Origin of the sequence: Exiguobacterium sp. AB2 (assembly GCF_000696055.1) — a bacterium.
GTDB lineage: Bacteria > Bacillota > Bacilli > Exiguobacteriales > Exiguobacteriaceae > Exiguobacterium > Exiguobacterium alkaliphilum.
In genome coordinates, this window is record NZ_JNAA01000034.1 from 37,457 (window position 1) to 58,986 (window position 21,530).

A 21,530-nucleotide genomic window follows, 5' to 3' on the forward strand; every position below is an offset into this window, starting at 1 on the left:
TTGGTCGCGTTGTCTGCGATATTATAGGGCATCGCGGGAGGGTTAGGCGGCTTTCTCATGGACAAAGGGTGGGACCCGCTCATCATATCGTTTTACCGAGGTGCGATCGGATTGGTCTGTCTCCTCGTCTGGTTCTTGTTTCGACCGACGCGGTTGACCAAATTGTTGGTCTTATGGGCCATCGTGGCGGGAATGGGAGTAGCCGGTAACTTCGTGTTCTATTTTATTAGCATCGCCGAATCAAGCGTCGCCGTGGCCGCTACGTTGATGTACACGGCGCCTATTTTCGTTCTCGTCATCTCATTTGTATTTCGATTAGAGAAGCCTTCGCTCTTTAAGTTCGGCGCGATCGCGTTCGTGATCGTAGGAATCGTATTGCTGACGGAAGTATATAGCATCGACTCAAATCAAGTGACGACGCTTGGACTAGCTGCAGGCTTAGGGGCCGGGCTCGCCTATGCCTTGTTCATATTTGGCTTTAAATACGCCTCCGATCACGGGGAACCACAAGGTATTCTGATGATCGCGTTTCTCACATTCACGTTTATCATGTTGTTTTTCGTAGACTTGAAAGACACTGTCTCGGTCGTCTCTTCACCAGACGTATGGTGGATGATCCTATTGGGGGTTTTTGGGGCGGGTTTGTCTTTCTTTTTATATGTAATCAGGTTGAAGCGAACGTCCCCGACCTCGGCTTCGATTGTCGCCATGGTCGAACCGGTCACGGCCTCTTTGTTCGGATTCTTCATTCTCAGTCAACAACTCAACGTCATCCAAATGAGCGGCATGGCGATCATTTTATTGACGGTGACCGTCTTGAGTGTGAACAAAACTGACCGGGCGTAGAAGACCGAGGACGACACGTCAGCTAAACAAAAAAGGGGAGCTTTGCTTAGCGCAGGCTTCCCTTTCGGCTTGTTCGGTTACGCGCCCCTGTGAGAAGCAGTACAGCGATGAGTGTGATCCCAAAAAATGTGTACACGAACAAGAAAGGCGCCCCGGTCGTCCCGATGACGACCGCGTCTTGTAAGACGACGACGTTGTCTTGCAAGACGATGATGTCGGGCTCATACGTGAGTGTCCGGATGAAGCCGATTCCGAACGTGGCGATAAAATAAACAAGATGAAGTGCCGCCGAAATGAGGGGGACGTGGGTCAGTCGTTTCATAAAAATTTTTCTTTCATTCTTTCACGAGTTGGCTACGTGAAAGCTTTTGTTCCATTTGATCATGCAATTTTTGGCCGAGCGAGATTGGATGCGGCAGGACAGAGAGTTCGGCATAAAGCGGGAACATCCGACGCACGTCATCCGGATAGTAATCCCCAGAACGTGGTGATTCGTGTCCTGAAATCGTGAACGAGTCTGCCTCACCGTCGACGTAGAGGACGAGCGGGCCTGACATGCCGGTCCCTGGCTCAAAGTGGTCACTTTCTCGCACATACTCTTGAATGAGTGCCCAGACGTAAATCTCATGTTTCGTCGTACTCGTGTCGAGAATCTTATATGTCGTATAGACCTCACCACCAAAATTCGGCGCCATCACTTCGGTCGCCAAGTAGTGCTCCACCGCGGCTTGATCGAGTTGGACGGACTGACTTATCGTGACGAACGATTCGCCTGTCGCCATATAATAGATGCCTGAACAAAGCGTCATCGTATAAAATGTGGTCAAGATGAGTTTTTTCATAGGAGTTCCTCCTGAGTGAGCGCGACTTTTCTTTTAGTGTAGCGTATGTATGCATGATAGTGGGAATTTTTACTAATATTTAAAGAGGTGATAGGATGCAGACAATCTATCTTGCCGGTGGCTGTCTCTGGGGTGTGCAGGCGTTCGTCAAGACGTTACCCGGCGTCGTCGAGACGGAGGCCGGACGGGCGAATGGGAAGACGATAACGCTTGAAGGGGATTACGACGGGTACGCCGAATGCGTCAAAACGATATTTGATCCGACAATCGTGACGATTGAAGCGTTGATGGGGTACCTGTTCGAAATCATTGACCCGTATAGCGTTAACCGACAAGGGGAGGACGTCGGAGAGAAGTATCGGACCGGTTTATATAGTGAGGATGCGAAACATGTAGACGCAGCCCGTGTATTTATCCAAAGACGAAGCGATGCGGAGCGAATCGCGGTCGAAGTGTTGCCCCTTACGAATTACGTTCCGAGCGCAGCGGAGCATCAGGACCGTCTCGCCCGCTGTCCGGACGATTATTGTCACATCCCGCAAGCGTTGCTTGAGAAATACAAGCGTTGAACAACGATGTAAAAATAAACTTAGCTTATGTAGAAGTAGGACAAATGATATCGTAGGGAAGTAACGATGATCACATCACCACGGAGGACCACTATGTTCACATTCGGCATCGTCGGGGGCGCCAGCTTGCTGTTGACAGGGGTTATGATTGGCATCCTGTTCCTAATCATTCGTTCCATTATGAGAAGAATGAAATGAGCCCGCACAAAAAAGGAGTCTCGTCACCAAAATGCGGTGTCGAGGCTCCTTTTCATGTTACGCCCGCTCGAGCACGTTCACGAGCAGTTGATGGACGACGGCGTGGTCGCGCACGTCGTGAAGCTTGTAGTCTTTCCCGGGTAATGTGTACCATTCGGCTGCCCCGACGTACGTGACGGCGAGCTCGAGCGTGCCGTCTTTATGGCACGACGTTTTTAGTTCGAGTTCTCCGCTGATGACGCCGACTTCTTCGGTCATGACCCCGTGAGAAGCTTTAAAGATAGACGATTGTTGATCCATAATGGCCTCCTTTTTAAATCAATAGCTGCAGGCGTTGATGGCTGTTTGAAGCGCGGCCTTCTCCGACGATTGGAGCGTGAGTCCCCAACGGCTCTTCGTCTCAACCCACATCTTCGCATACGCACAACGCGCACCGGCACGTGGCGGTTGCCATGTCGACGGGTCTTGGTCCCCTTTTGAACGGTTTGACGTAGCGGATACGGCAATCAACTGGGGTCCGTTTAAATCGTTGGCGAAGCTTTGACGCTTCGTCGATGTCCAGTTGCTCGCACCTGAGCGCCATGCTTCCGCGAGTGGGACGACGTGGTCGATGTCGATGTCAGACGGTGACGTGAAGACGAGACCGTCATAATAACTGTACCATCTTCCGGTCGTCACAGGGCAAGCGTCAACGACTGAATCTGCATCTCGCTTCAACACGACGTGACGAGTGTTACAGCCGTTCCCTTGACTGCTCCAATGAGGGAACAAGTCACGGCTGTAGCCGGTCATCGCACCTTCCGCTTGGACCGTCAATGCGTTCAGTTTCGTGAGCGCGTCGGCCTTCGACGGAATGTTCGGTGGTAAGGCCGAAGCGGTCGGTGTACTAAAGTGAAGCGTAGTCAAAACGAGAACGATAGCGAATAAAGACGTGAGCATTTTCTTCAACATGGGTGAGCCTCCTTATATGTATGACGACGAAATCAAGCGCCCAATCAGTGGACGCACATCGACTATACATGGGCTGTTATGAAGAAAGTGTGAAATTTACAAAAATGAATAGAAAGATTAGAAAAGTTAAGAGATGAGACATAATATATGACATCAGACGTCCCGGCTTTAGCACTATACATCCTCGCGTGAGCCCGAACTATTGGTATAATGAAGGCGGCTTGTAGTGAAGAACGAAGGAGTTGGAACACATGAACCAAAAAGACATCGCGGCAATCCGCAAACATTTCAAATTGAATGCCGAGGCGGTCAAAATCGCTGACATTTATAATATTTATATTCGCCAAGACAGCAATGAGATCTTCCATGAGGAGTTGCGCTCGTTCCCGTTTCTCGAGCAGGAACATCAAGAGCTGTTCCTCACCAATTTCAAAAAAGTACTCGGCGGGAAGATGGACGAGAAACTGTTCGAGGTGAAGTTTCAACATCCGGAACCCGGGCAAAGTGACCATACGCAGACGCTTCTTTACGAGGGATTGAAGACAGACGATATCGAAGGCTGGGCATCCTTGATGCAACGGGTCGCCTTGAAGACGGTACAGGACGCCACGTTCGAGAAGGACATGGTCATCACGTTCATCCGCTTCAAATACAATAAACCGACACGCCGCCACTCGGAGGAGACGGAGATCGACATGCGTGACGAGGTGTGGACGTCCCGGTTCATCCTCTGCAGCATCAACCAGACGGAGTTGCCGAAACAATCGCTCGTCTTCGACTTCATCGAACGCGAGTTCAAGTCGAACATCTTCATCAATCCGGTGATCAAGCTCGACGCGCCGGTCGGCGGGTTCATGTTCCCGAGCTTCACGGACAACGCGGCCGACGTCAACCATATCTTGTATGCGGCGCAAAAGCCGCATCAACCGGACTATCGTTTCATTGAGAACGTATTGAATGGGACGGAGATCATGACGGCCGTCGAGGAGAAGGCGATGTTCGAAGAAGTCGTCAAGACCGTCATCGGCGAAGAGGTCAACTTAGCGACGCTCGCGACCGTGTATGACGAGATTAACCAAATTATCGTCGCCGAGGCCGAACGGGAGGAAGAGGACCAGACGGTACCGGTCATGGATGCCCGAACGGTTGAAATCGTATTGAAAGCGAGCGGGGTCGAGGACGTGACGACGGAGAAGGTCGAAGCGGCGTTTCAACAAGTCGTCGACGACCGTCAATACGAGATGAAAGCGAGTAGCGTCATCCCAAAATATACGTCGAAATCGATTAAAATCAACACGAAAGTCGCCAATATCGCGATCAGTCCGCAAGACTTGAAATACGTGAAACAAGTGAACTATAAGGGCCGACCGTGCTTGTTGATTGAAGTGGAGGACGATACGGAGATTGAAGGGTTCAAGTTGATCTCAGAAGAGTTGCTTGACTGATTTGAGATTCACAGAGAGGCAGATATTGTTTCTATGAAGCGAGCCCAGGCGATTTCCTCCTGGGCTTTTTTATGACAATCTCGTAAGGACGGTTGAATTTAAATATCAATATCGGTATGATGCTCTTGAAAGCGTTCTCTCGATCACTCTTATTTTTTTACACCTTATCGAAAGCGCTTTCGATTATATGGATGACAATAAAAAAGCCCTAGAGGAACATGTCCTCCAAGGCAGGGTTTATTTCCGGGCTTTGCTTACTTTTAACTTCTTCCCTTTAATCGGTGTCGTCTCCATCGCTTCTAGAACGAGCGACCCTTTGCCGTTCAAGATGTCGACGTACGTCATCTGATCGGTGATCGTGATGATGCCGATGTCATCAGCTGTGACGCCTGGGATTTTTGCAATCGTCCCGACGAAGTCGACGGCGCGAAGCTTTTTCTTTTTCCCGCCGCTGAAGTGAAGCTTCATGATGTCTTGGTTGATACGCGCAGTCTTGTTGTTGCGTACGACGCGGCGCCCGCTCAACTTCTCTTCGAATGCGGCTTGGTTGCGTGCGACTTCTGTCTCGGTCGGTGTGTCCATCTCTTCGATCTTGAACTTGATGTACGACTCGATGGCGTGGACGAACTTGCCTTCATACGGTGTGGCGAGCGTGATCGCTTTTCCTTGCTTCCCGGCGCGTCCCGTTCGTCCCGTCCGGTGCACGTAGCTCTCTTTTTCCATCGGCACGTCATAGTTGATGACGAGCGCGACATTGTCGACGTCGATCCCGCGAGCGGCGACATCGGTCGCGACGAGATAGCGGAAGTTCCCCATTTTGAAGCCATTCATGACGGCGAAGCGGTCTTCTTGCTCGAGTCCGCCGTGGAGTCGCTCACACGAGTATCCGGCTTGGTCGAGTTCGCTGTACACCGTGTCGACATGTTCTTTCGTCCGGCAGAAGATGAGACAGCTGTCTGGGTTCTCGACGACGGTGACGTCTTTTAAGACCGCTAATTTCTCTTCACGGCGGACTTCAATCAAACGGTGTTCAATCGTTGACGCAGTGACACCGGCGGATTCGATCGCGACACGGACAGGCTCCTTCATATGCTTTTGGCAAAGACGCTCGATGTCGTTCGGGAACGTGGCCGAGAAGACCATCGTCACGCGATCTGTCGGCAACTGATCAAGAATCGCTTCGACGTCGGCGAGGAAGCCGCGGTTCAACATCTCGTCCGCCTCATCGATAATCAAGTATTCAATTTTGTCTAAAGCGAGCGTCTCACGCTCGATATGGTCCATGACGCGTCCCGGTGTTCCGACGACGATGTGCGTTTTTTGTTTCAATTCTTCGCGTTGCTTCGAGAACGGTTCTTTCCCGTAGACCGCTGCCGCTTTGATGCGCTTGAAACGGCCGATGTTCGTCATGTCTTCCCGGACTTGGACGGCGAGTTCGCGCGTCGGCGTGAGAATCAAGACTTGCGGCTTGTTCTCGGCCCAATCGATCAGTTCCGTGACTGGGATCCCGAAGGCGGCTGTCTTTCCGCTCCCGGTCTGCGCTTTGACGACGAGATCTTGACGCTCGAGTGCAAGCGGGATGACTTTTTGTTGGACCTCGGTCGGGGCGACATACTTCATAATACCGAGTGCGCGTTGAATTTCTTCGCTTAAGCGGTAGTCTGCAAATTGTGGTTGATTCATGTGTTTACCTCGTTTTCATGTAAGAAACTTCTGTATTCGAAATTTTCATTAGCGATTTGGATTACGCCTCATTATACACGAAACGAGGCAGTTCATCGTTCATGCCTGAAAACGGGCCAAGCAGAAGCGTGATAAATCGAACGGTGTCTCACCGTCTAACGTGAGTTCACTCAACACTTCACCCATGACGCTACCAAACTTGAACCCATGACCGGAGAAGCCGCATGCGAAGAGAATCGAGTCGTGCTCGGGATGAAAGTCGATGATGAAGTCATGGTCGCTCGACATCGTATAAAGACACGTCTTCCCTTGTTTCAACGGACCGTTCGCCGCCGGCATATAGGCGGATAGGAATCGTCGCAAGTCACCTTCGTCCGCGTCATAGCGGCCAAAGTCTTGCGTGTGAAGCCCCGGGTCAATCGGTTGTCCGCCATCGGTACGGCCGACTTTTAAGCCGGAACCATCTAGGCTCGGGAAGCCGTAAAACATGCGTTCGTCGTCCTCGATAAAGAAAGAAGGGAACGCCATGTCGCTGAACAACGTTTCATCGGCATCGAACCAACCGACGACTTTTCTTGTCGGTTGCAGCGGGAGTGAGAGATCAGGAAGGAGCTGTTTCGCCCAAGCCCCGACCGTCACGATCACTTTCTTCGCGTGGAACGTCTCGTTCCGTGTCGCAATTGTGATGCCGACGGCTGTCGGTGTGATGGAGACGACCGGCGTGTTCATGGCAAGGGTGGCACCGTTTCGAACAGCACGCTCGCGATACGCCCGAATCGCATTCTCGCTATAGAGCAGGCCCGACTCCGTCTCGAAACAGCCGATATAGTCGTCGGGAATCGATAGACCGGGCCACCGGTTCATGACGTCCGTAGACGAAAGACGTTTAAGCGACAAGTTATGTTCATCGGCCGAGGCCATCATCTCGTTCAAGAATACAGAATCGGCTGGACCTAGGCCGAGGACACCTGTCTTTTGGAAAACCGGATAGGCCGCCTCGCGATCGAGTTCTTCCCACAACGTTTGGGCCCGTTTGACGAGCGCGACATATTGCCGTCCTTCTCCGTAAGCGTGGCGAATCATTCGCGTATCACCATGATGACTCCCTTTGTCGTGGGGCGGGTCGAAGGCATCGATGACGAGCGTCTGCGCACCTCGTGCTGTCAAAAACGAGGCAGCCGCCATCCCCATCGTCCCAGCCCCAATCACGGCGACGTCATACTGTATATCAGTCATTCCATCCATCCCTCTCCATTTGGGTATTAGTAGAAATGGTAGGGAAAAGAAACGCAATTGTCAATTTCTTCTTGTGCATGATTGAATCATCGTTTAACTATATTCCTAATTTTGAACTGGAAGGGGCAACTTGATATGTCGAACGATGTTGAAGTGTATGAACGGTTAGTCGAGCGACTCAAAACCGCACGTCAGGCCCAGACGATTGACGGTGTCGAGACGATCACAAAACCGATCCCGGATTCGGACGTCCCGGGTGATCTCGACCCGAGGGTGCTCGCCACGATGCGCGCCTTTGTGCCGTCTGACGGACCCGAGATTTTCGATTTGGCGAGTGCCCGGGCGAACATGGGCTGGCCGAACCGGGACGTCACCAAGACCGTCATCACGACGGAGACAGTCAACATTCCAAGTGGAGACGGGGATATTCCGGCCCGGATGTATCGCCCGGACACGACCGAGACGTTACCGGCGATCCTCTTTTTCCACGGTGGCGGCTTCTTCGGCGGCACGCTCGATACGGTCGAGAACCCGTGTAAACGGCTCGCCGAGAAGGCGAACGCTCTCGTCGTCTCGGTCGATTATCGGCTCGCGCCGGAGCATCCGTTCCCAGCGGGGCTAGACGACTGCTTCGCCGCCGTCGAATGGGTGTATCTGCAGGCAGAAAAGTTAAACGTCGATTGCCATCAAATCGCGGTCGCCGGTGACAGTGCCGGTGGGAACTTGGCGACGGCGTGTTGTCTCATGGACCGGGCGCAAGGGACGAACTGGATCACCTTCCAAGCGCTCGTTTATCCGGTCGTCAATTTAGGGTCGATTCCGACAGAAGATTACGAATGGACGCTCGACCGCTATGAAATCAAGCATCATCACGACTTGATCCGTGGCGTCGTGATGGCACTCGGAGATTTAGAAAATCTGTTGAACCAAATCTATCTACAAGGCAAGGCCGAGCTAACCGACCCGCTCGTCTCCCCGCTCTTCGCAGAAGACGTCACAGGCTTGCCGCCGGCGTTAATCATCACGGCCGAGTACGACTATTTACGGCTCGAAGGTGAGGCGTACGCGCGGAAGTTGGCGCGTGACGGGGTGAAGACGAGATTGATTCAATACCGGGGGATGGATCACGCGTTCATGGACAAACTCGGTGACTATCCCCAAGCAGAAGATTGCATGATTGAAATCGCAAATGGATTAAAGGAGATGACAAGATGAAGACATATACATTGAACTGGGATACATATAAACAACTGGCACGAACAGCCGTTTCAGAAGGGGCGGTCCTCCTAAAGAACGAGCAGGCGACGCTCCCGCTAAAAGCCGGAACGACCGTTTCCGTCTTTGGCCGCAGTCAATTCAACTACTACAAGAGCGGCACCGGCTCTGGCGGGATGGTCAACGTCTCCCACGTGACGAGCCCGCTCGAGGCGCTTCAAGCGACAGAAGGGATTGACGTCAACGAGTCGCTCCTCGAAACGTACGAGGCGTGGGTCGAGGAGAACCCGTTCGACCAAGGTGTCGGCTGGGCCGGCGAACCGTGGTCACAGCCGGAGATGGCGGTGACAGATGAACTCGTTGAGCGAGCGGCTGCCGCATCAGACGTCGCGCTCGTCTTCATCGGGCGCACGGCTGGGGAAGACCGTGACAACACGGCCGACCCGGGCAGCTACTTGTTGACCGACATCGAGCTCGAGTTGATTGAAAAGGTCTCGCGGACGTTCTCGAAGACGGCCGTCGTCTTGAACGTCGGCAACATCATCGATATGCGTTGGGCGAACGAACCGAGCGCGATCCTCTACGCCTGGCAAGGGGGTCTTGAAGGTGGCACCGGGCTCGTCGATGTACTGACGGGAACGGTCAGCCCGTCCGGTAAGTTGACCGACACGATCGCGAAATCGATTGACGACTATCCGTCGACGAAAAACTTCGGGCACGCCGACAAAGGCATTTATCAAGAAGACATCTACGTCGGCTATCGCTACTTTGAGACGTTCGCGAAAGACGATGTGCTCTATCCGTTCGGGTTCGGGTTGTCGTATACGACGTTTTCGACGGACGTCGTATCCTCAGATGAAGCGGACGGGGTGATCACGGTGACGATCGACGTCGTGAACACGGGAGACGTCGCCGGGAAAGAAGTCGTGCAGCTGTATGTCGAGAAGCCGCAAGGCGTGCTCGGCAACCCGGCTCGTGCGCTCGTCGCCTTCGACAAGACAAATCGCTTGGCACCGGGTGAGCGGGAGACGCTCACGCTGAGCGTTCCCATCACAGATTTCGCGAGCTATGACGACAATGGTGCGACCGGTCACGAATCAAGCTTCGTGTTAGAGGCCGGCATGTATCGCTTATATGTCGGGACGGACGTCCGTTCGGCCGAGGCGTGCTACGACTATGCGGTCGAGGCGCTCGAGGTCGTCGAGACGCTCAGCGAGAACATGGCCCCGGTCACATCGTTCGAGCGCATCAAACCGCGTGCGACCGAGTATGGCTTGACGGTCGGCTATGAGGCGACACCGCTTCGCAGCGTCGACGTCGAGGCACGTTATCTAGCGGAACGTCCGGTCGTGCGTGAAGAAACGGGTGACACAGGCGTGAAGCTTTCAGACGTCTATCACGAGAAGGCAGACCTCGAGACGTTCCTCGACCAATTGACGGATGAGGACCTCGCCTGCATCGTCCGCGGTCAAGGCATGAACTCGCCACGCGTGACGCCGGGGACGGCCGCCGCGTTCGGCGGAGTGTCGGACCGTCTCGAAACGTTCGGTATCCCGGCCGCCTGTTGTGCGGACGGCCCGTCCGGCATCCGCATGGACATCGGGACGAAGGCGTTCGCGCTTCCGAACGGGACGCTGCTCGCCTCGACGTTCAACACGCGATTGGTGGAAGACTTGTTCGAGATGACAGGGCTTGAGATGCGGAAGAACCGGGTCGATACGCTCCTCGGACCAGGGATGAACATTCACCGCAACCCGCTCAACGGCCGGAACTTCGAGTACTTCTCGGAAGACCCGCACGTGACCGGCAAGATGGCGGTCACCCAGTTGAACGGGATGCACCGTGTCGGGGTGACGGGGACGCTCAAGCACTTCAGCGCCAACAACCAAGAAGCCCACCGCCACGACATCGACTCGGTCGTCTCGGAGCGGGCGCTTCGTGAGATTTATTTGAAAGGGTTCGAGATGGCGGTGAAGGAAGGCAAGGCGACCTCAATCATGACGACGTATGGCGCCGTCAACGGCATCTGGACGGCCGGTCTGTATGACCAGAACACGCGCGTCCTTCGCGACGAGTGGGGCTTTGACGGCATCGTCATGACCGACTGGTGGGCGAAAGTGAACCATCATGAAGACGAGCCGGCGAACCGCCAGAACACGGCGGCGATGGTGCGCTCACAAAACGACTTGTATATGGTCGTCGACCGTCCGGACACGAACTCGTTCGACGATAATACGGCGGCGGCACTCGCCGACGGCTCGCTCACACGCGGAGAACTGCTCCGGAGCGCGGCGAACATCTGTCGGTTCGTGTTGACGTCGCCGGCGATGGAGCGTGCGCTCGGCATCCACGACGGCTCGGTCGAAGTGATCGGTCTTGACGAGGAAGCCGGTCAGGCCATCGACTTCGATGTGACGTATCGCCATCTTGAAAGCGGCGAGCCCGTCAGCTTGAGTGATGCCGACACATCGACAGGGAGCATGCACGTCTTCGCCGTCTCGGTCGATGAGACGGGGACGTATGACGTGACGATCACGGCAAAATCGGAAGCGGGCGCACTCGCCCAGATGCCGGTGACGCTGTTTGCGAACAACATCCCAGGGCCGACGTTCACGTTCAACGGGACAGACGGGGAATGGGTGACGCAGACGAAGCAAGTGTTCTTCTTGAACCAGCACAACTACTTGCAGCTCTATTTCGCGCTCGGTGGACTCGACGTGAACGACATCACGTTCACGCTCGCCGACTCGTTCAGCATGAAGAACGGATAAGGAACGAAGCGCCGTCTCGAAAAGAGGCGGCGCTTTTTATAGGCGTTCAATCGATTTTACGGTGTGACGTAACGTCTCGGCCTCCTTGTTCTCCCAGCCGTTTCGGTCGATTGCGTTGAGAAGCTGGTATGTCGCTTTGATGAGGGCCAGTCTTAGCTCTTCAATCGATACCGTCCCCATGAGCGCGTGACGTGCATCGCAATCCACGTAGAAAAGTTTGGCTTCTGTCTCGTTCACTTTCCTCGCAACCACTTTGATGGGTCCGTCCATGAAGGAGAATGAATAGGTTTCATGTAACGGCGCAAAGATAAGGGCCCGACAACTGTCAATCCACCAGCTCAAGACGATGGCGACAAAATCGGACCAGCCTTGTCCCGGGAAATAATCATAATAATTGATGACGAAGGCGATGTTGCCAACGATTTGTTCGTGATATTTCAACGACTCGAGGTCGCATTCAATCGATACATGATTCAAACGTGATTCCCCCTGATTCCTTGATATCGTCTAGTTCTAGTATATAACGAAGCATCGGTGTATGATGAATAAGCCAATTAATTCCATTTAGGTAAAGGAGAAACACGATGAGGGACGCCATCATTTTTGATATGGACGGTACATTGTTTCAAACAGATACAATTTTAGAAAAAGCGTTAGAAGACACATTTCAGTCACTTCGAGATAGCGGGGAATGGGAGGATGAAACGCCGATTCATGTTTATCGGAGAATCATGGGCGTTCCCTTACCGGTTGTCTGGGAAACGCTCCTCCCGAATCATGCGCCGATTATTCGACAGAAAGTTGATGATTATTTCCTCGAACGGCTGATTGAACATATCAACCTTGGAAATGGTGCGCTTTACCCAGGAGTTGAAGCGTTGTTCGAACGATTGAATGCGATGCAGCATCCGTTGTACATCGCCAGTAACGGATTGACCCCATGCTTGTCGGCGATTGTATCGCACTATCGTTTGAACCGGTGGGTCAGCGAGACGTTCAGTATTCAACAGATTCCTACATTGGACAAACGCGATTTGGTCGCATCGATTATCAAAAAATATGAGATCACACGTGGCTATGTCGTCGGAGATCGCCTTTCTGACATCGAAGCAGCTAAAGCGAACGGGTTAGAAGCCATCGGATGTCGTTTTGATTTTTCCCGTGAGGAGGAGCTACGACAAGCGGATTATATCGTCAATCATCTATGTGAAGTAGAAGAGATTGTTTCAAAACGCAACATACGACTCTAAAATATTGTGAATCAATTCCGGGTAAATCACGTATAAGGGGTATATAACGAATCGGAGGGATGAATATGAACACGCTCTACATGAAACAGAAAGTGTTTAGTCTGCGTGGACGCTTTACCATCAAAGATGCGGACGAGCACGACGTTTATTTTGTTGAAGGGAGCTTCATGAAGCTACCGAAATCGTTCACCATCTCGGATACGAGCGGACGCGAAATCACGACGATCACGAAGAAGACGTTCAGTTTCTTGCCGACGTTTTACGTCGACGTCGAGGGAGAAGAGACGTTGACGATTTCAAAAGAGTTCACGTTCTTTAAACCGCGCTATACGATTGACGCAGCCGGGATTGAAGTCGACGGCAACTGGTGGGACATGGACTTCGAAGTGAGGCAGGACGGTCATGTCATCGGCAGCGTCCAAAAGAAATGGCTTACGTGGGGCGATACGTACGAGATTCGAGTGATGGATGACGCGATGGAACATTTGCTCATCTCGATCGTCGTCGCCATTGACTGCGTCAAAGCCGACCAAGCGGCATCATCGAGCGCTGCGACGTAAAGGGGAAGATAGGATGGAGCTATGGGACGTATATACGGTCAATCGTGAAAAGACAGGGCGGACGTGGGAGCGGGGGACGCGTCTTCCTCCAGATGATTATCATCTCGTCATCCACGTCTGTATTTTCAACAAAGACGGACAGATGTTGATTCAGCAACGTCAACCGTTCAAAGACGGTTGGTCGAACATGTGGGACATCACCGTCGGCGGCAGCGCCACGGTAGGTGATACGAGCCAACAGGCGGCGATGCGCGAGCTCGAGGAGGAGATTGGGCTGAAACTCGATTTGTCTAACACGCGACCGCATTTGACGGTCAACTTTGACGAAGGGTTCGATGACATCTATCTCGTTGAGGCAGACGTCGACCTGAACGAGTTGACATTACGGGCCATGCAGTTCAGTACGCGGAAAGCCGAGTATATAATCGGGATTTCCCGGGAAATAGCAAACGGCACGCTGTCCAAGCAAGCGTTGCGGCATCAACCTCGGGAGGTCGTTCATACTCGCCTGCTGTCGATTCGTGGGGTCGGGGAGTGGACGGCCGAGTACGTCCGGATGAAATGTCTTCAAGACAGGCAGGCCTTCCCTGCTATGGATGCTGGATTGCATCAAGCGCTCAAATTTCATCTCGAACGTACCGACAAGCTGACGGCAGAAGAGATGCAGGAGATGCGTGTACGATTTTCAGGTTGGGAAGCGTACGCGACGTTCTATCTATGGAGGTCGTTGTATGGAAATGTATAAACTGGACTACATGAGTCCAATCGGGATGATGGAGCTGGTGGCGACACAAGCCACGGTCGAGTCCATCCTGTTCGTCGAGCGGGACGAGGTGTTGTTCGAAGTGAATGCTCACACACCGGACGTGTTGAAGTGGTGCTATCGCGAAATCGATGACTATTTCAAAAAGAACAGACGGACGTTCACATTCCCCGTCACGATGGCAGGTACAACGTTTCAACGTGATGTCTGGCAGGCGCTGACGATCATCCCTTATGCCGAGACGATGTCGTATCGAGAATTGGCCCGACACATCGGACGGGAGCGAGCCATGCGTGCCGTCGGCAGTGCGAACGGTCGCAACCGCTTAACAATCGTCGTTCCATGTCACCGCGTCATTGGTTCGAACGGGACGTTGACCGGCTATGCGGGGGGATTATGGCGTAAAGAATGGCTATTGCGTCACGAGCAGGAATCGCATGTTCGAGCCTAGTAAAAAAACATCTCTCCTCCTATTTCTGATACAATAGAGGAATCCTATCGTGACGTCTGAATCGACGAAGTGGTCTAGGATGATTCCCGTCACTGAGGAAAGATTTTTGGAGGTACTATGATTAAACTACTAGCAGACTCAACATGCGATTTATCAGATGAGATTTTAGCGAAATACGAGATTGGGGTCGCCCCGCTCATCGTGACGATTGAGAACAAATCGTACGAGGACCGCGTCGACATCCAGCCCGATGAGTTTTACGGAATGTTGGAAGCGCTACCGGAGTTCCCGACGACGGCGATGCCGAGTCCGGCCACGTTCATGAAATTGATGGAAGACGCCGTCGAGGCGGGACACGATGAGATTTTGTGCATCTGTATGTCGAGCGGAACGAGCGGATCGTATCAATCGGCCGTGCTCGGGAAAGAGTATTTCGAGGAGGCTCATCCGGACTCACCGGTGAAGATTCATATCGTCGACTCCCGTTCGATGAGCCACGGGAGCGGTTGGCTCTTGATGAAGAGTGCCCAAATGCGCGAAGCAGGGGCCACGTTCGAAGAGCTCGTGGCGTTCAATGAAGCATATAAGATGAAAGTGAAGCACTTCTTGTCGGTCGACGACTTAGATCACTTGATTAAGAGCGGTCGCATCTCGAACGCGGGCGCCATCATCGGCAAGCTGCTCATGGTCAAGCCGATTATGAGCATGAAGGACGGCAAAGGTGCCGTCGTCGCCAAAGAACGCGGCACGCGCAAAGTGCTCAAGCATTACACCGAACAGTTCGTGAAACGTTGTGATCGCGACATCACGAATTTCATCATCATCGGCTATACGTCAGATCAGAAGATTGCCGAGAATTTGAAAGCGAAAATCGAGGCGGAGACAGACTTTGATGGGGAGATTTACCTCATGCAGATGGGTGTCTCGGTCGGGACGCACGTCGGGCTCGGCGCCATCTCGATGTTCTTCGTGGAAAAGTAAGATACGCAAGCCGTCTCAGTCGAGGCGGCTTTTTCTGTGGATAACGTTATCCACAGCTACGGACGGACCAGACGCGTTCGACCGCCCAAGAGTTATCCACAATTTTTAGAAAATAGACGTCAGGATTGCTGAGCGTGTGCCACGTGTCGAAGTCGAAGCGGTTATCCACATGTTGGAGGAGGAGCGCGAGCAGATTGCCATGCGTCACGAGGACGGTCGTGCCGTTTACGTCGTCGAGTGAATCGATGACACTCAAAATCCGCTCCGTCGCATCTTGACCTGACTCGGCACCGGGTAAGGCGAATGAGGCATCCTCGAACGAGTGACGGAGCAAGTCAAACCAATCGTCACGCGGCTCAAGCGAGAGGATGCGTTCCCGCAACTTCGGCTCCGTCTCGATGGTCAGTTGCTTGGATACGGCGAGCGGTGCGATCGAAGCGATGGCTCGCGTGTAGTCGCTCGAGATGATGCGATTGATGGGAATGTTTTGAAAGAAGTCAGCGAGGGCGAGCGCTTGTCGGTCACCGGCCTCGGTGAGGGGGGCGTCCGGTGCTTGGCCGGTGGCGGAGCAATGGCGGATGAGATAGATTGTAGACATGAAGTTCCTCCTTGATCATTTTTATGCAGAAGATAATAATGAAATATATGTAAAATAAAATCTTGGTATTGAAATTATTTGAATTTAGTATAAATCATGTTGGAGGTATGTATGACCCATTTCACAGAACAACTTAAAAATTCGTTAGAAAAGGGATTTATTGATAAGCATCATCATCATGTGAGTCCCTTTAAACCTGAACTTTTAATGAATGAAAAACATAAGCGACAAGATGTACTTACTTCACTTCTAGACGAATTGAAAGGATGTCAATCATTCTTAATCTCGGTTGCATTTATTACGGAAGCTGGCTTAGCTACGTTAAAATCTACGCTTTCCGACTTACATGACAAAGGTATCCGTGGAAAAATCATGACTTCAACGTACCAATACTTCAATCAACCTAAAGTCTTTAAAGAACTATTAAAACTGAAAAATGTAGATATCCGCATTTCAAAAGTTGAGGCCTTCCACTCTAAGGGATACATTTTTCAACACGAAGAGTACTACTCATTAATTGTTGGAAGTTCTAATTTGACGTCTGGAGCGTTAAAGACAAATTACGAGTGGAATCTGAAGTTGACCTCTCACGAGAATGGAGAAATTGTCGGGCACTTCCTCGATCAGTTTGAAGAAATGTGGAATGTTTCAGTTCCGTTGACACTTGAATGGATTTCAGCTTACGAACGTTCGTATCGTCCAGTCTTTGGAGAACGTGTAGCTGAGTTTCCAGACTCGTATGGAGTAAATCGATTAAAAGAAGCATTACAAGTAGAACCGAATTCGATGCAACTAGCAGCTTTAAGTGGAATTGAGGCCGTTCGTGCGCACGGAAATACAAGAGCGCTTGTCGTATCAGCGACGGGCACCGGAAAAACATATTTAGCCGCGTTTGACGTTCGTCGTTATCGACCGAAGCGAATGCTATTCGTAGTGCATCGCGAACAGATTTTGCAAAAAGCAAAGAATGATTTTCATCGAGTCATTGGTGGGGATGAAGCTGATTTTGGTATCCTTTCAGGTTCGAGTCGAGCAATGGGGGCTAGATATGTCTTTGCAACGATCCAAACAATTTCTAAACAAGAAACATTAGATCAGTTTGACCGAGGCACATTTGACTACGTATTGATTGATGAGAGTCACCGAGCAGGAGCGGTTACATATCAACGAATTATAGAACATTTTAAACCACAATTTTTATTAGGAATGACAGCAACTCCTGAACGTTCAGACGGATATGATTTATTTAAGTTGTTTAATTACAACATTGCATATGAGATTCGGTTACAAGAAGCGCTTGAAGAAGATATGTTATGCCCGTTTCACTATTTTGGAGTGACAGATCTTGAAGTGAGTGGAAATCAAGTTGAATTTGATGTATTCACTCAGCTCGTGTCAGAGGAACGTGTAGAACGAATTATCGAGAAGATTGATTACTATGGTTTTTCTGGAGAGCGTTTATGTGGTTTGATGTTCTGTAGTTCAAAACGAGAAGCGAAACGACTTTCTGAGGAATTGAATCATCGAGGTTTTCGGACATGTGCTTTAACGGGGGATGATTCGCAAGAAAAGAGACGAGTTGAAGTGACTAATTTGGAAGAGGGTCGTCTAGATTACATTTTAACAGTTGATATATTCAACGAAGGAATTGATATTCCAAGCATTAATCAAGTCGTCATGTTGCGACAGACAGAATCAAGCATTATTTTTATTCAACAACTAGGACGAGGATTAAGAAAACACAGCTCAAAACAATACGTGACCGTTATCGATTTCATCGCTAACTACAAAAATAACTATTTGATTCCAATCGCTTTATCCGGAGACCGCTCTCAAAACAAAGATTCGATTCGGAGAAAAGTAATTGATCGTAGCTATATTTCTGGCACGTCGACCATTAACTTTGAAGCCATCGCAAAAGAACGAATTTACGAATCGATTAATCAAGCAAAACTAACTGACTTAAAGGTTTTAAAAGAAGCCTATCACAATTTAAAAAACCGTTTAGGACGACCTCCGATGTTAAGCGATTTTGTGGCACATTATTCAATGGATCCCATTGTTATTGGAACAAAGAAGGGTCATTACGGTGCCTTTTTAAATATAGTGGAGCACGATCTTCCTGACCTTTCTTCCGCGCACTCAAAAGTTCTGTTGATGGTGACTCAAGAGTTATTGTCAGGAAAACGAGTACATGAAGTGTTGTTAATGGAACTTCTGTTGGAGCAAGAAAGTTTAAGCAAAGAGGACTTTATTTATCGCTTGCGTGAGCAGGGAATAAGAAGTGATAAAGCTACCATTCAATCTTTAGAAAACGTACTATCACTAAACTTTTTTAAAGACGCGGATCAATTAAAATATGGAGGGCATTCCCTAATTTCTTGGGAAAATGAAGAGTATAGATTTTCATCTCATATGCAGTTTTTATTAAAAGATGAATGGTTCACTCAACTGTTTAATGATGTGTTAACAGCTTCCTTAGCTAGAGGTCAACGATATGATCAGACAAAACCATTAACGAGACTTGAAAAATACACGAGGAAAGACGCTTGTCGCTTACTAAATTGGGACAAAGAAGAACAGTCAACGATGTATGGCTATAAGATTAAGCATCAAACATGTCCAATCTTTGTAACTTACCATAAAGGCGAAGATGTGGAGGCCAGTGTGAATTATGGCGATGCGTTTATTAATCCTGAAGTATTTCATTGGTACACACGAAGCAGAAGAACAACTAAATCGGAGGAAGTACAAAAGATTATAAAATCGAAGGAAAGAAACATCGATATTCATCTTTTTGTGAAAAAAGATGACGATGAAGGTGGAGACTTCTACTATTTAGGAGAAGTTACACCGGATCTTGAATCCGTACGAGATACGACTATGATGAGTCAAGACAGACAAGAATTGTCTGTTGTTACGATGAATCTACTTCTCCAAGAACGTGTTGATCAACAAATCTACGACTACTTACACGAACAGACACATTAATGAAAGCCGAGTACGTGTAAACTCACGTCTCGGCTTTCGTTTTTTGGTTGATGACATCATTGACCGCTGGGATGTCAGCAGGAGCCCAAACAAGTGAATGCAAGTTTTCACGTTTCAGCCAAATTAACGCATCGTGTTCTGTCGCAACAGGCGTTCCTGATTGCAACTCGGCACGCAATGAAATCAATTGAATGATGAACGTGTCATATTCATGTACATGTTCATTAATCACTTCGTGCGCTTTGATTTCACATGCTAATTCTTCGAAAATCTCGCGTTTAAGTGCTTCTTGCAAATTTTCGCCGTCTTCAACTTTTCCACCAGGAAACTCCCACATGTTCGGGATCAACATATTTGTTGAGCGAAGGGCGCAAAGGATTTCTTTATTTTGATTTTCAATCACCGCTGCCACAACTTTTACCGTCTTTTTCATCAAATCGCCCCACTCTATTTATTCTTCAATTACGTCAATCATATCATTCCTATTCGTCATGTAGAATTAAGTAGGAATCAAATTAAAGAATTCCGTACTTAACTCTTATCATTCATCACAAAAGCGTTATAATCAGTATAACGATTATAAACGGGACTGCCGATGAATGGGGATTTAAACGGCGGTCTCCCGCACAAATTCAGGGGAGAAGGATGGGGTTTTCATGAGCAGTGTCCAAAAGAAAACAGACGTCATTTTGATTGGTGCAGGAGTGATGAGCGCGACGCTCGGGTCGCTCTTTAAAGAGCTTATACCGGAGTGGGAAATCAAAGTGTTCGAGAAGCTCGAAAGTGCAGGGGAAGAGAGTTCGAATGAATGGAACAACGCCGGGACGGGCCACGCTGCCCTTTGCGAGTTGAACTATACGACCGAGAAGCCGGACGGCACGCTCGACATCGCAAAAGCGATCAGCGTCAATGAACAGTTCCAAATTTCGCGTCAGTTTTGGGCGCATCTCGTCAACAAAGGACTGATTCAACAACCGGAAGACTTCATCCGCTCGATTCCACATATGAGCATGGTGCAAGGCGAGAAAGATATCCGCTTCTTGAAAAAACGTTTGGAAGCGCTAACAAATAATCCGTTGTTCGAAGGGATGGTCTTATCGGACGATCCGGAACAGCTTCGTGACTGGATGCCGATCGTCATGGAAGGACGTCCCGTCGACGAGCCGATCGCAGCGACGAAAATCGATACGGGGACAGACGTCAACTTCGGCGCGCTCACGCGCATGCTGTTCGATCATTTGACGGACCAAGGTGTCGAGGTCAACTACAAGCATAGCGTTGAGGACGTCAAGCGGCTCACGAACGGGCTCTGGGAAGTGAAAGTGAAGGACATCGCGTCGAACACGATCGAGACACATACGGCCCCGTTCCTCTTTATCGGTGGTGGCGGCGGTAGCTTGCACCTCCTTCAAAAGACGGGTATTCCGGAATCGAAGCATATCGGCGGCTTCCCGGTGAGCGGTTTGTTCCTCGTCTGTAAGAACCGTGACGTCATCGAGCAACACCACGCGAAAGTATACGGCAAGGCGAAGGTCGGCGCACCGCCGATGTCGGTACCGCACCTTGATACGCGTTACATCAACAATCAAAAAGAGCTGTTGTTTGGACCGTTCGCCGGTTTCACGCCGAAGTTTTTGAAGAAGGGATCGAACCTCGACCTGATTCAATCGGTCAAGCCGTATAATCTCATGACGATGCTCGCGGCTGGGGCGAAAGAGATGCCGCTCACGAAATATTTGATCGAGCAGGTGCTCTTGTCGCACAACAAACGAATGGACGAGCTCCGCGAGTTCATCCCGACCGCGAAGAACGAGGACTGGGAGATCGTCGTCGCCGGACAGCGTGTCCAAGTCATTAAAGACACACCACAAGGCAAAGGGACGCTACAGTTCGGCACGGAAGTCGTCAGCGCCGAAGACGGATCGGTCGCGGCACTCCTCGGCGCGTCACCGGGCGCGTCGACGGCCGTTCACGTCATGTTGAAAGTGCTCGAACAGTGCTTCCCGACACGTATGCCGGAATGGGAGCCGAAAATCAAAGAGATGGTGCCGTCTTACGGCGTCTCGCTCTCGGAGCATCCGGAGCTGTTCAAGACGATTCACGAATCGACGGCGATGGCGCTCGGTTTGAAAGAGAAAGGCGTCGTCCACAATTAAATGAGCAAAAGCGAGAATACGAAA

20 protein-coding genes and 1 pseudogene are annotated in these 21,530 nt (G+C 50.7%); 12 read left to right on the plus strand and 9 right to left on the minus strand.

The features are described from left to right. Positions 1-57 precede the first annotated feature (57 nt). Positions 58-846: an EamA family transporter gene (locus DI14_RS05385; protein WP_200871101.1), complete on the plus strand. Its 789-nt coding sequence runs from the start codon at positions 58-60 to the stop codon at positions 844-846. A 46-nt stretch (positions 847-892) separates the two neighbouring features. Here DI14_RS05385 and DI14_RS05390 read toward each other — a convergent pair whose 3' ends face one another. Further along, the gene (locus tag DI14_RS05390) at positions 893-1,168 is read right to left on the minus strand and encodes a hypothetical protein (protein WP_034806261.1); all 276 of its coding nucleotides are present in this window, start codon (positions 1,166-1,168) and stop codon (positions 893-895) included. 13 nt (positions 1,169-1,181) lie between these two features. Beyond that, entirely contained in the window at positions 1,182-1,688 is a 507-nt protein-coding gene (locus DI14_RS05395) for a hypothetical protein (protein WP_235193399.1), read from the minus strand. Between the two features lie 95 nt (positions 1,689-1,783). On the opposite strand from DI14_RS05395, the gene DI14_RS05400 reads away from it, so the two are divergent. Further along, positions 1,784-2,257 (plus strand): peptide-methionine (S)-S-oxide reductase, encoded by a 474-nt coding sequence (locus DI14_RS05400; protein WP_034806264.1) that lies wholly within the window; start codon positions 1,784-1,786, stop codon positions 2,255-2,257. Between the two features lie 255 nt (positions 2,258-2,512). Here the strand turns inward: DI14_RS05400 and DI14_RS05405 are convergent, their stop codons facing one another. Together DI14_RS05405 and DI14_RS05410 are read right to left on the minus strand one after the other, a co-directional pair. Beyond that, complete coding sequence (locus DI14_RS05405; protein ID WP_034806267.1) at positions 2,513-2,755, minus strand: hypothetical protein; 243 nt, start codon at positions 2,753-2,755, stop codon at positions 2,513-2,515. Between the two features lie 18 nt (positions 2,756-2,773). Then, positions 2,774-3,406: an HNH endonuclease family protein gene (locus tag DI14_RS05410; RefSeq protein WP_034806270.1), complete on the minus strand. Its 633-nt coding sequence runs from the start codon at positions 3,404-3,406 to the stop codon at positions 2,774-2,776. Between the two features lie 251 nt (positions 3,407-3,657). On the opposite strand from DI14_RS05410, the gene DI14_RS05415 reads away from it, so the two are divergent. Further along, the gene (locus tag DI14_RS05415; protein WP_034806273.1) at positions 3,658-4,851 is read left to right on the plus strand and encodes a DUF4317 domain-containing protein; all 1,194 of its coding nucleotides are present in this window, start codon (positions 3,658-3,660) and stop codon (positions 4,849-4,851) included. 237 nt (positions 4,852-5,088) lie between these two features. Here the strand turns inward: DI14_RS05415 and DI14_RS05420 are convergent, their stop codons facing one another. Then, entirely contained in the window at positions 5,089-6,534 is a 1,446-nt protein-coding gene (locus DI14_RS05420; protein ID WP_034806276.1) for a DEAD/DEAH box helicase, read from the minus strand. A 99-nt stretch (positions 6,535-6,633) separates the two neighbouring features. Beyond that, the gene (solA, locus tag DI14_RS05425; RefSeq protein ID WP_200871102.1) at positions 6,634-7,770 is read right to left on the minus strand and encodes an N-methyl-L-tryptophan oxidase; all 1,137 of its coding nucleotides are present in this window, start codon (positions 7,768-7,770) and stop codon (positions 6,634-6,636) included. A 135-nt stretch (positions 7,771-7,905) separates the two neighbouring features. Between solA and DI14_RS05430 the strand changes: the two genes are divergently transcribed. Continuing rightward, positions 7,906-8,985: an alpha/beta hydrolase gene (locus DI14_RS05430; RefSeq protein ID WP_034806278.1), complete on the plus strand. Its 1,080-nt coding sequence runs from the start codon at positions 7,906-7,908 to the stop codon at positions 8,983-8,985. Next, positions 8,982-11,756: a glycoside hydrolase family 3 C-terminal domain-containing protein gene (locus tag DI14_RS05435; protein ID WP_034806281.1), complete on the plus strand. Its 2,775-nt coding sequence runs from the start codon at positions 8,982-8,984 to the stop codon at positions 11,754-11,756. Before DI14_RS05430 ends, DI14_RS05435 begins: the two co-directional genes overlap by 4 nt. A gap of 36 nt (positions 11,757-11,792) precedes the next feature. On the opposite strand, the gene DI14_RS05440 is transcribed toward DI14_RS05435, so the two are convergent. Continuing rightward, positions 11,793-12,233 carry a hypothetical protein gene (locus DI14_RS05440; protein WP_034806284.1) on the minus strand — a complete coding sequence of 147 codons (441 nt, stop codon included), beginning with the start codon at positions 12,231-12,233 and terminating at the stop codon, positions 11,793-11,795. 107 nt (positions 12,234-12,340) lie between these two features. Between DI14_RS05440 and DI14_RS05445 the strand changes: the two genes are divergently transcribed. The 5 genes and pseudogenes from DI14_RS05445 (at position 12,341) to DI14_RS05465 (ending at position 15,761) form a co-directional block, all read left to right on the plus strand. Next, positions 12,341-13,006: an HAD family hydrolase gene (locus DI14_RS05445; RefSeq protein ID WP_034806287.1), complete on the plus strand. Its 666-nt coding sequence runs from the start codon at positions 12,341-12,343 to the stop codon at positions 13,004-13,006. A 65-nt stretch (positions 13,007-13,071) separates the two neighbouring features. Then, positions 13,072-13,566 carry an LURP-one-related/scramblase family protein gene (locus DI14_RS05450; protein WP_034806290.1) on the plus strand — a complete coding sequence of 165 codons (495 nt, stop codon included), beginning with the start codon at positions 13,072-13,074 and terminating at the stop codon, positions 13,564-13,566. 13 nt (positions 13,567-13,579) lie between these two features. After that, positions 13,580-13,954, plus strand: a pseudogene (locus DI14_RS15425) (NUDIX domain-containing protein); the annotation flags it as partial. Positions 13,955-14,297: 343 nt separating this feature from the next. Further along, complete coding sequence (locus DI14_RS05460) at positions 14,298-14,780, plus strand: methylated-DNA--[protein]-cysteine S-methyltransferase (protein WP_081825822.1); 483 nt, start codon at positions 14,298-14,300, stop codon at positions 14,778-14,780. 117 nt (positions 14,781-14,897) lie between these two features. Next, positions 14,898-15,761, plus strand: coding sequence for a DegV family protein (locus DI14_RS05465; RefSeq protein ID WP_034806293.1), 864 nt, complete (start codon positions 14,898-14,900; stop codon positions 15,759-15,761). A gap of 46 nt (positions 15,762-15,807) precedes the next feature. Here the strand turns inward: DI14_RS05465 and DI14_RS05470 are convergent, their stop codons facing one another. Further along, complete coding sequence (locus tag DI14_RS05470; RefSeq protein ID WP_034806296.1) at positions 15,808-16,359, minus strand: histidine phosphatase family protein; 552 nt, start codon at positions 16,357-16,359, stop codon at positions 15,808-15,810. A 111-nt stretch (positions 16,360-16,470) separates the two neighbouring features. On the opposite strand from DI14_RS05470, the gene DI14_RS05475 reads away from it, so the two are divergent. Beyond that, the gene (locus tag DI14_RS05475; RefSeq protein WP_034806298.1) at positions 16,471-19,350 is read left to right on the plus strand and encodes a DUF3427 domain-containing protein; all 2,880 of its coding nucleotides are present in this window, start codon (positions 16,471-16,473) and stop codon (positions 19,348-19,350) included. Between the two features lie 22 nt (positions 19,351-19,372). Here the strand turns inward: DI14_RS05475 and DI14_RS05480 are convergent, their stop codons facing one another. Further along, positions 19,373-19,783, minus strand: coding sequence for a (deoxy)nucleoside triphosphate pyrophosphohydrolase (locus DI14_RS05480; RefSeq protein ID WP_034806301.1), 411 nt, complete (start codon positions 19,781-19,783; stop codon positions 19,373-19,375). Between the two features lie 223 nt (positions 19,784-20,006). Here DI14_RS05480 and mqo point away from each other — a divergent pair, with 223 nt between their 5' ends. Beyond that, complete coding sequence (gene mqo / locus DI14_RS05485; protein ID WP_034806304.1) at positions 20,007-21,506, plus strand: malate dehydrogenase (quinone); 1,500 nt, start codon at positions 20,007-20,009, stop codon at positions 21,504-21,506. Positions 21,507-21,530: the final 24 nt, after the last annotated feature.

Excerpts from the sequence above, each read along its gene's own strand:
- DI14_RS05395 (WP_235193399.1), bottom strand. The coding sequence starts at position 1,688 with ATGAAAAAACTCATCTTGACCACATTTTATACGATGACGCTTTGTTCA.
- DI14_RS05415 (WP_034806273.1), top strand. The coding sequence starts at position 3,658 with ATGAACCAAAAAGACATCGCGGCAATCCGCAAACATTTCAAATTGAAT.
- DI14_RS05460 (WP_081825822.1), top strand. The coding sequence starts at position 14,298 with ATGGAAATGTATAAACTGGACTACATGAGTCCAATCGGGATGATGGAG.
- DI14_RS05465 (WP_034806293.1), top strand. The coding sequence starts at position 14,898 with ATGATTAAACTACTAGCAGACTCAACATGCGATTTATCAGATGAGATT.
- solA (WP_200871102.1), bottom strand. The coding sequence starts at position 7,770 with ATGACTGATATACAGTATGACGTCGCCGTGATTGGGGCTGGGACGATG.
- DI14_RS05405 (WP_034806267.1), bottom strand. The coding sequence starts at position 2,755 with ATGGATCAACAATCGTCTATCTTTAAAGCTTCTCACGGGGTCATGACC.
- DI14_RS05445 (WP_034806287.1), top strand. The coding sequence starts at position 12,341 with ATGAGGGACGCCATCATTTTTGATATGGACGGTACATTGTTTCAAACA.
- DI14_RS05410 (WP_034806270.1), bottom strand. The coding sequence starts at position 3,406 with ATGTTGAAGAAAATGCTCACGTCTTTATTCGCTATCGTTCTCGTTTTG.
- DI14_RS05435 (WP_034806281.1), top strand. The coding sequence starts at position 8,982 with ATGAAGACATATACATTGAACTGGGATACATATAAACAACTGGCACGA.
- DI14_RS05470 (WP_034806296.1), bottom strand. The coding sequence starts at position 16,359 with ATGTCTACAATCTATCTCATCCGCCATTGCTCCGCCACCGGCCAAGCA.
- DI14_RS05400 (WP_034806264.1), top strand. The coding sequence starts at position 1,784 with ATGCAGACAATCTATCTTGCCGGTGGCTGTCTCTGGGGTGTGCAGGCG.
- DI14_RS05430 (WP_034806278.1), top strand. The coding sequence starts at position 7,906 with ATGTCGAACGATGTTGAAGTGTATGAACGGTTAGTCGAGCGACTCAAA.
- DI14_RS05420 (WP_034806276.1), bottom strand. The coding sequence starts at position 6,534 with ATGAATCAACCACAATTTGCAGACTACCGCTTAAGCGAAGAAATTCAA.
- DI14_RS05475 (WP_034806298.1), top strand. The coding sequence starts at position 16,471 with ATGACCCATTTCACAGAACAACTTAAAAATTCGTTAGAAAAGGGATTT.
- DI14_RS05390 (WP_034806261.1), bottom strand. The coding sequence starts at position 1,168 with ATGAAACGACTGACCCACGTCCCCCTCATTTCGGCGGCACTTCATCTT.
- mqo (WP_034806304.1), top strand. The coding sequence starts at position 20,007 with ATGAGCAGTGTCCAAAAGAAAACAGACGTCATTTTGATTGGTGCAGGA.
- DI14_RS05480 (WP_034806301.1), bottom strand. The coding sequence starts at position 19,783 with ATGAAAAAGACGGTAAAAGTTGTGGCAGCGGTGATTGAAAATCAAAAT.
- DI14_RS05385 (WP_200871101.1), top strand. The coding sequence starts at position 58 with ATGGACAAAGGGTGGGACCCGCTCATCATATCGTTTTACCGAGGTGCG.
- DI14_RS05450 (WP_034806290.1), top strand. The coding sequence starts at position 13,072 with ATGAACACGCTCTACATGAAACAGAAAGTGTTTAGTCTGCGTGGACGC.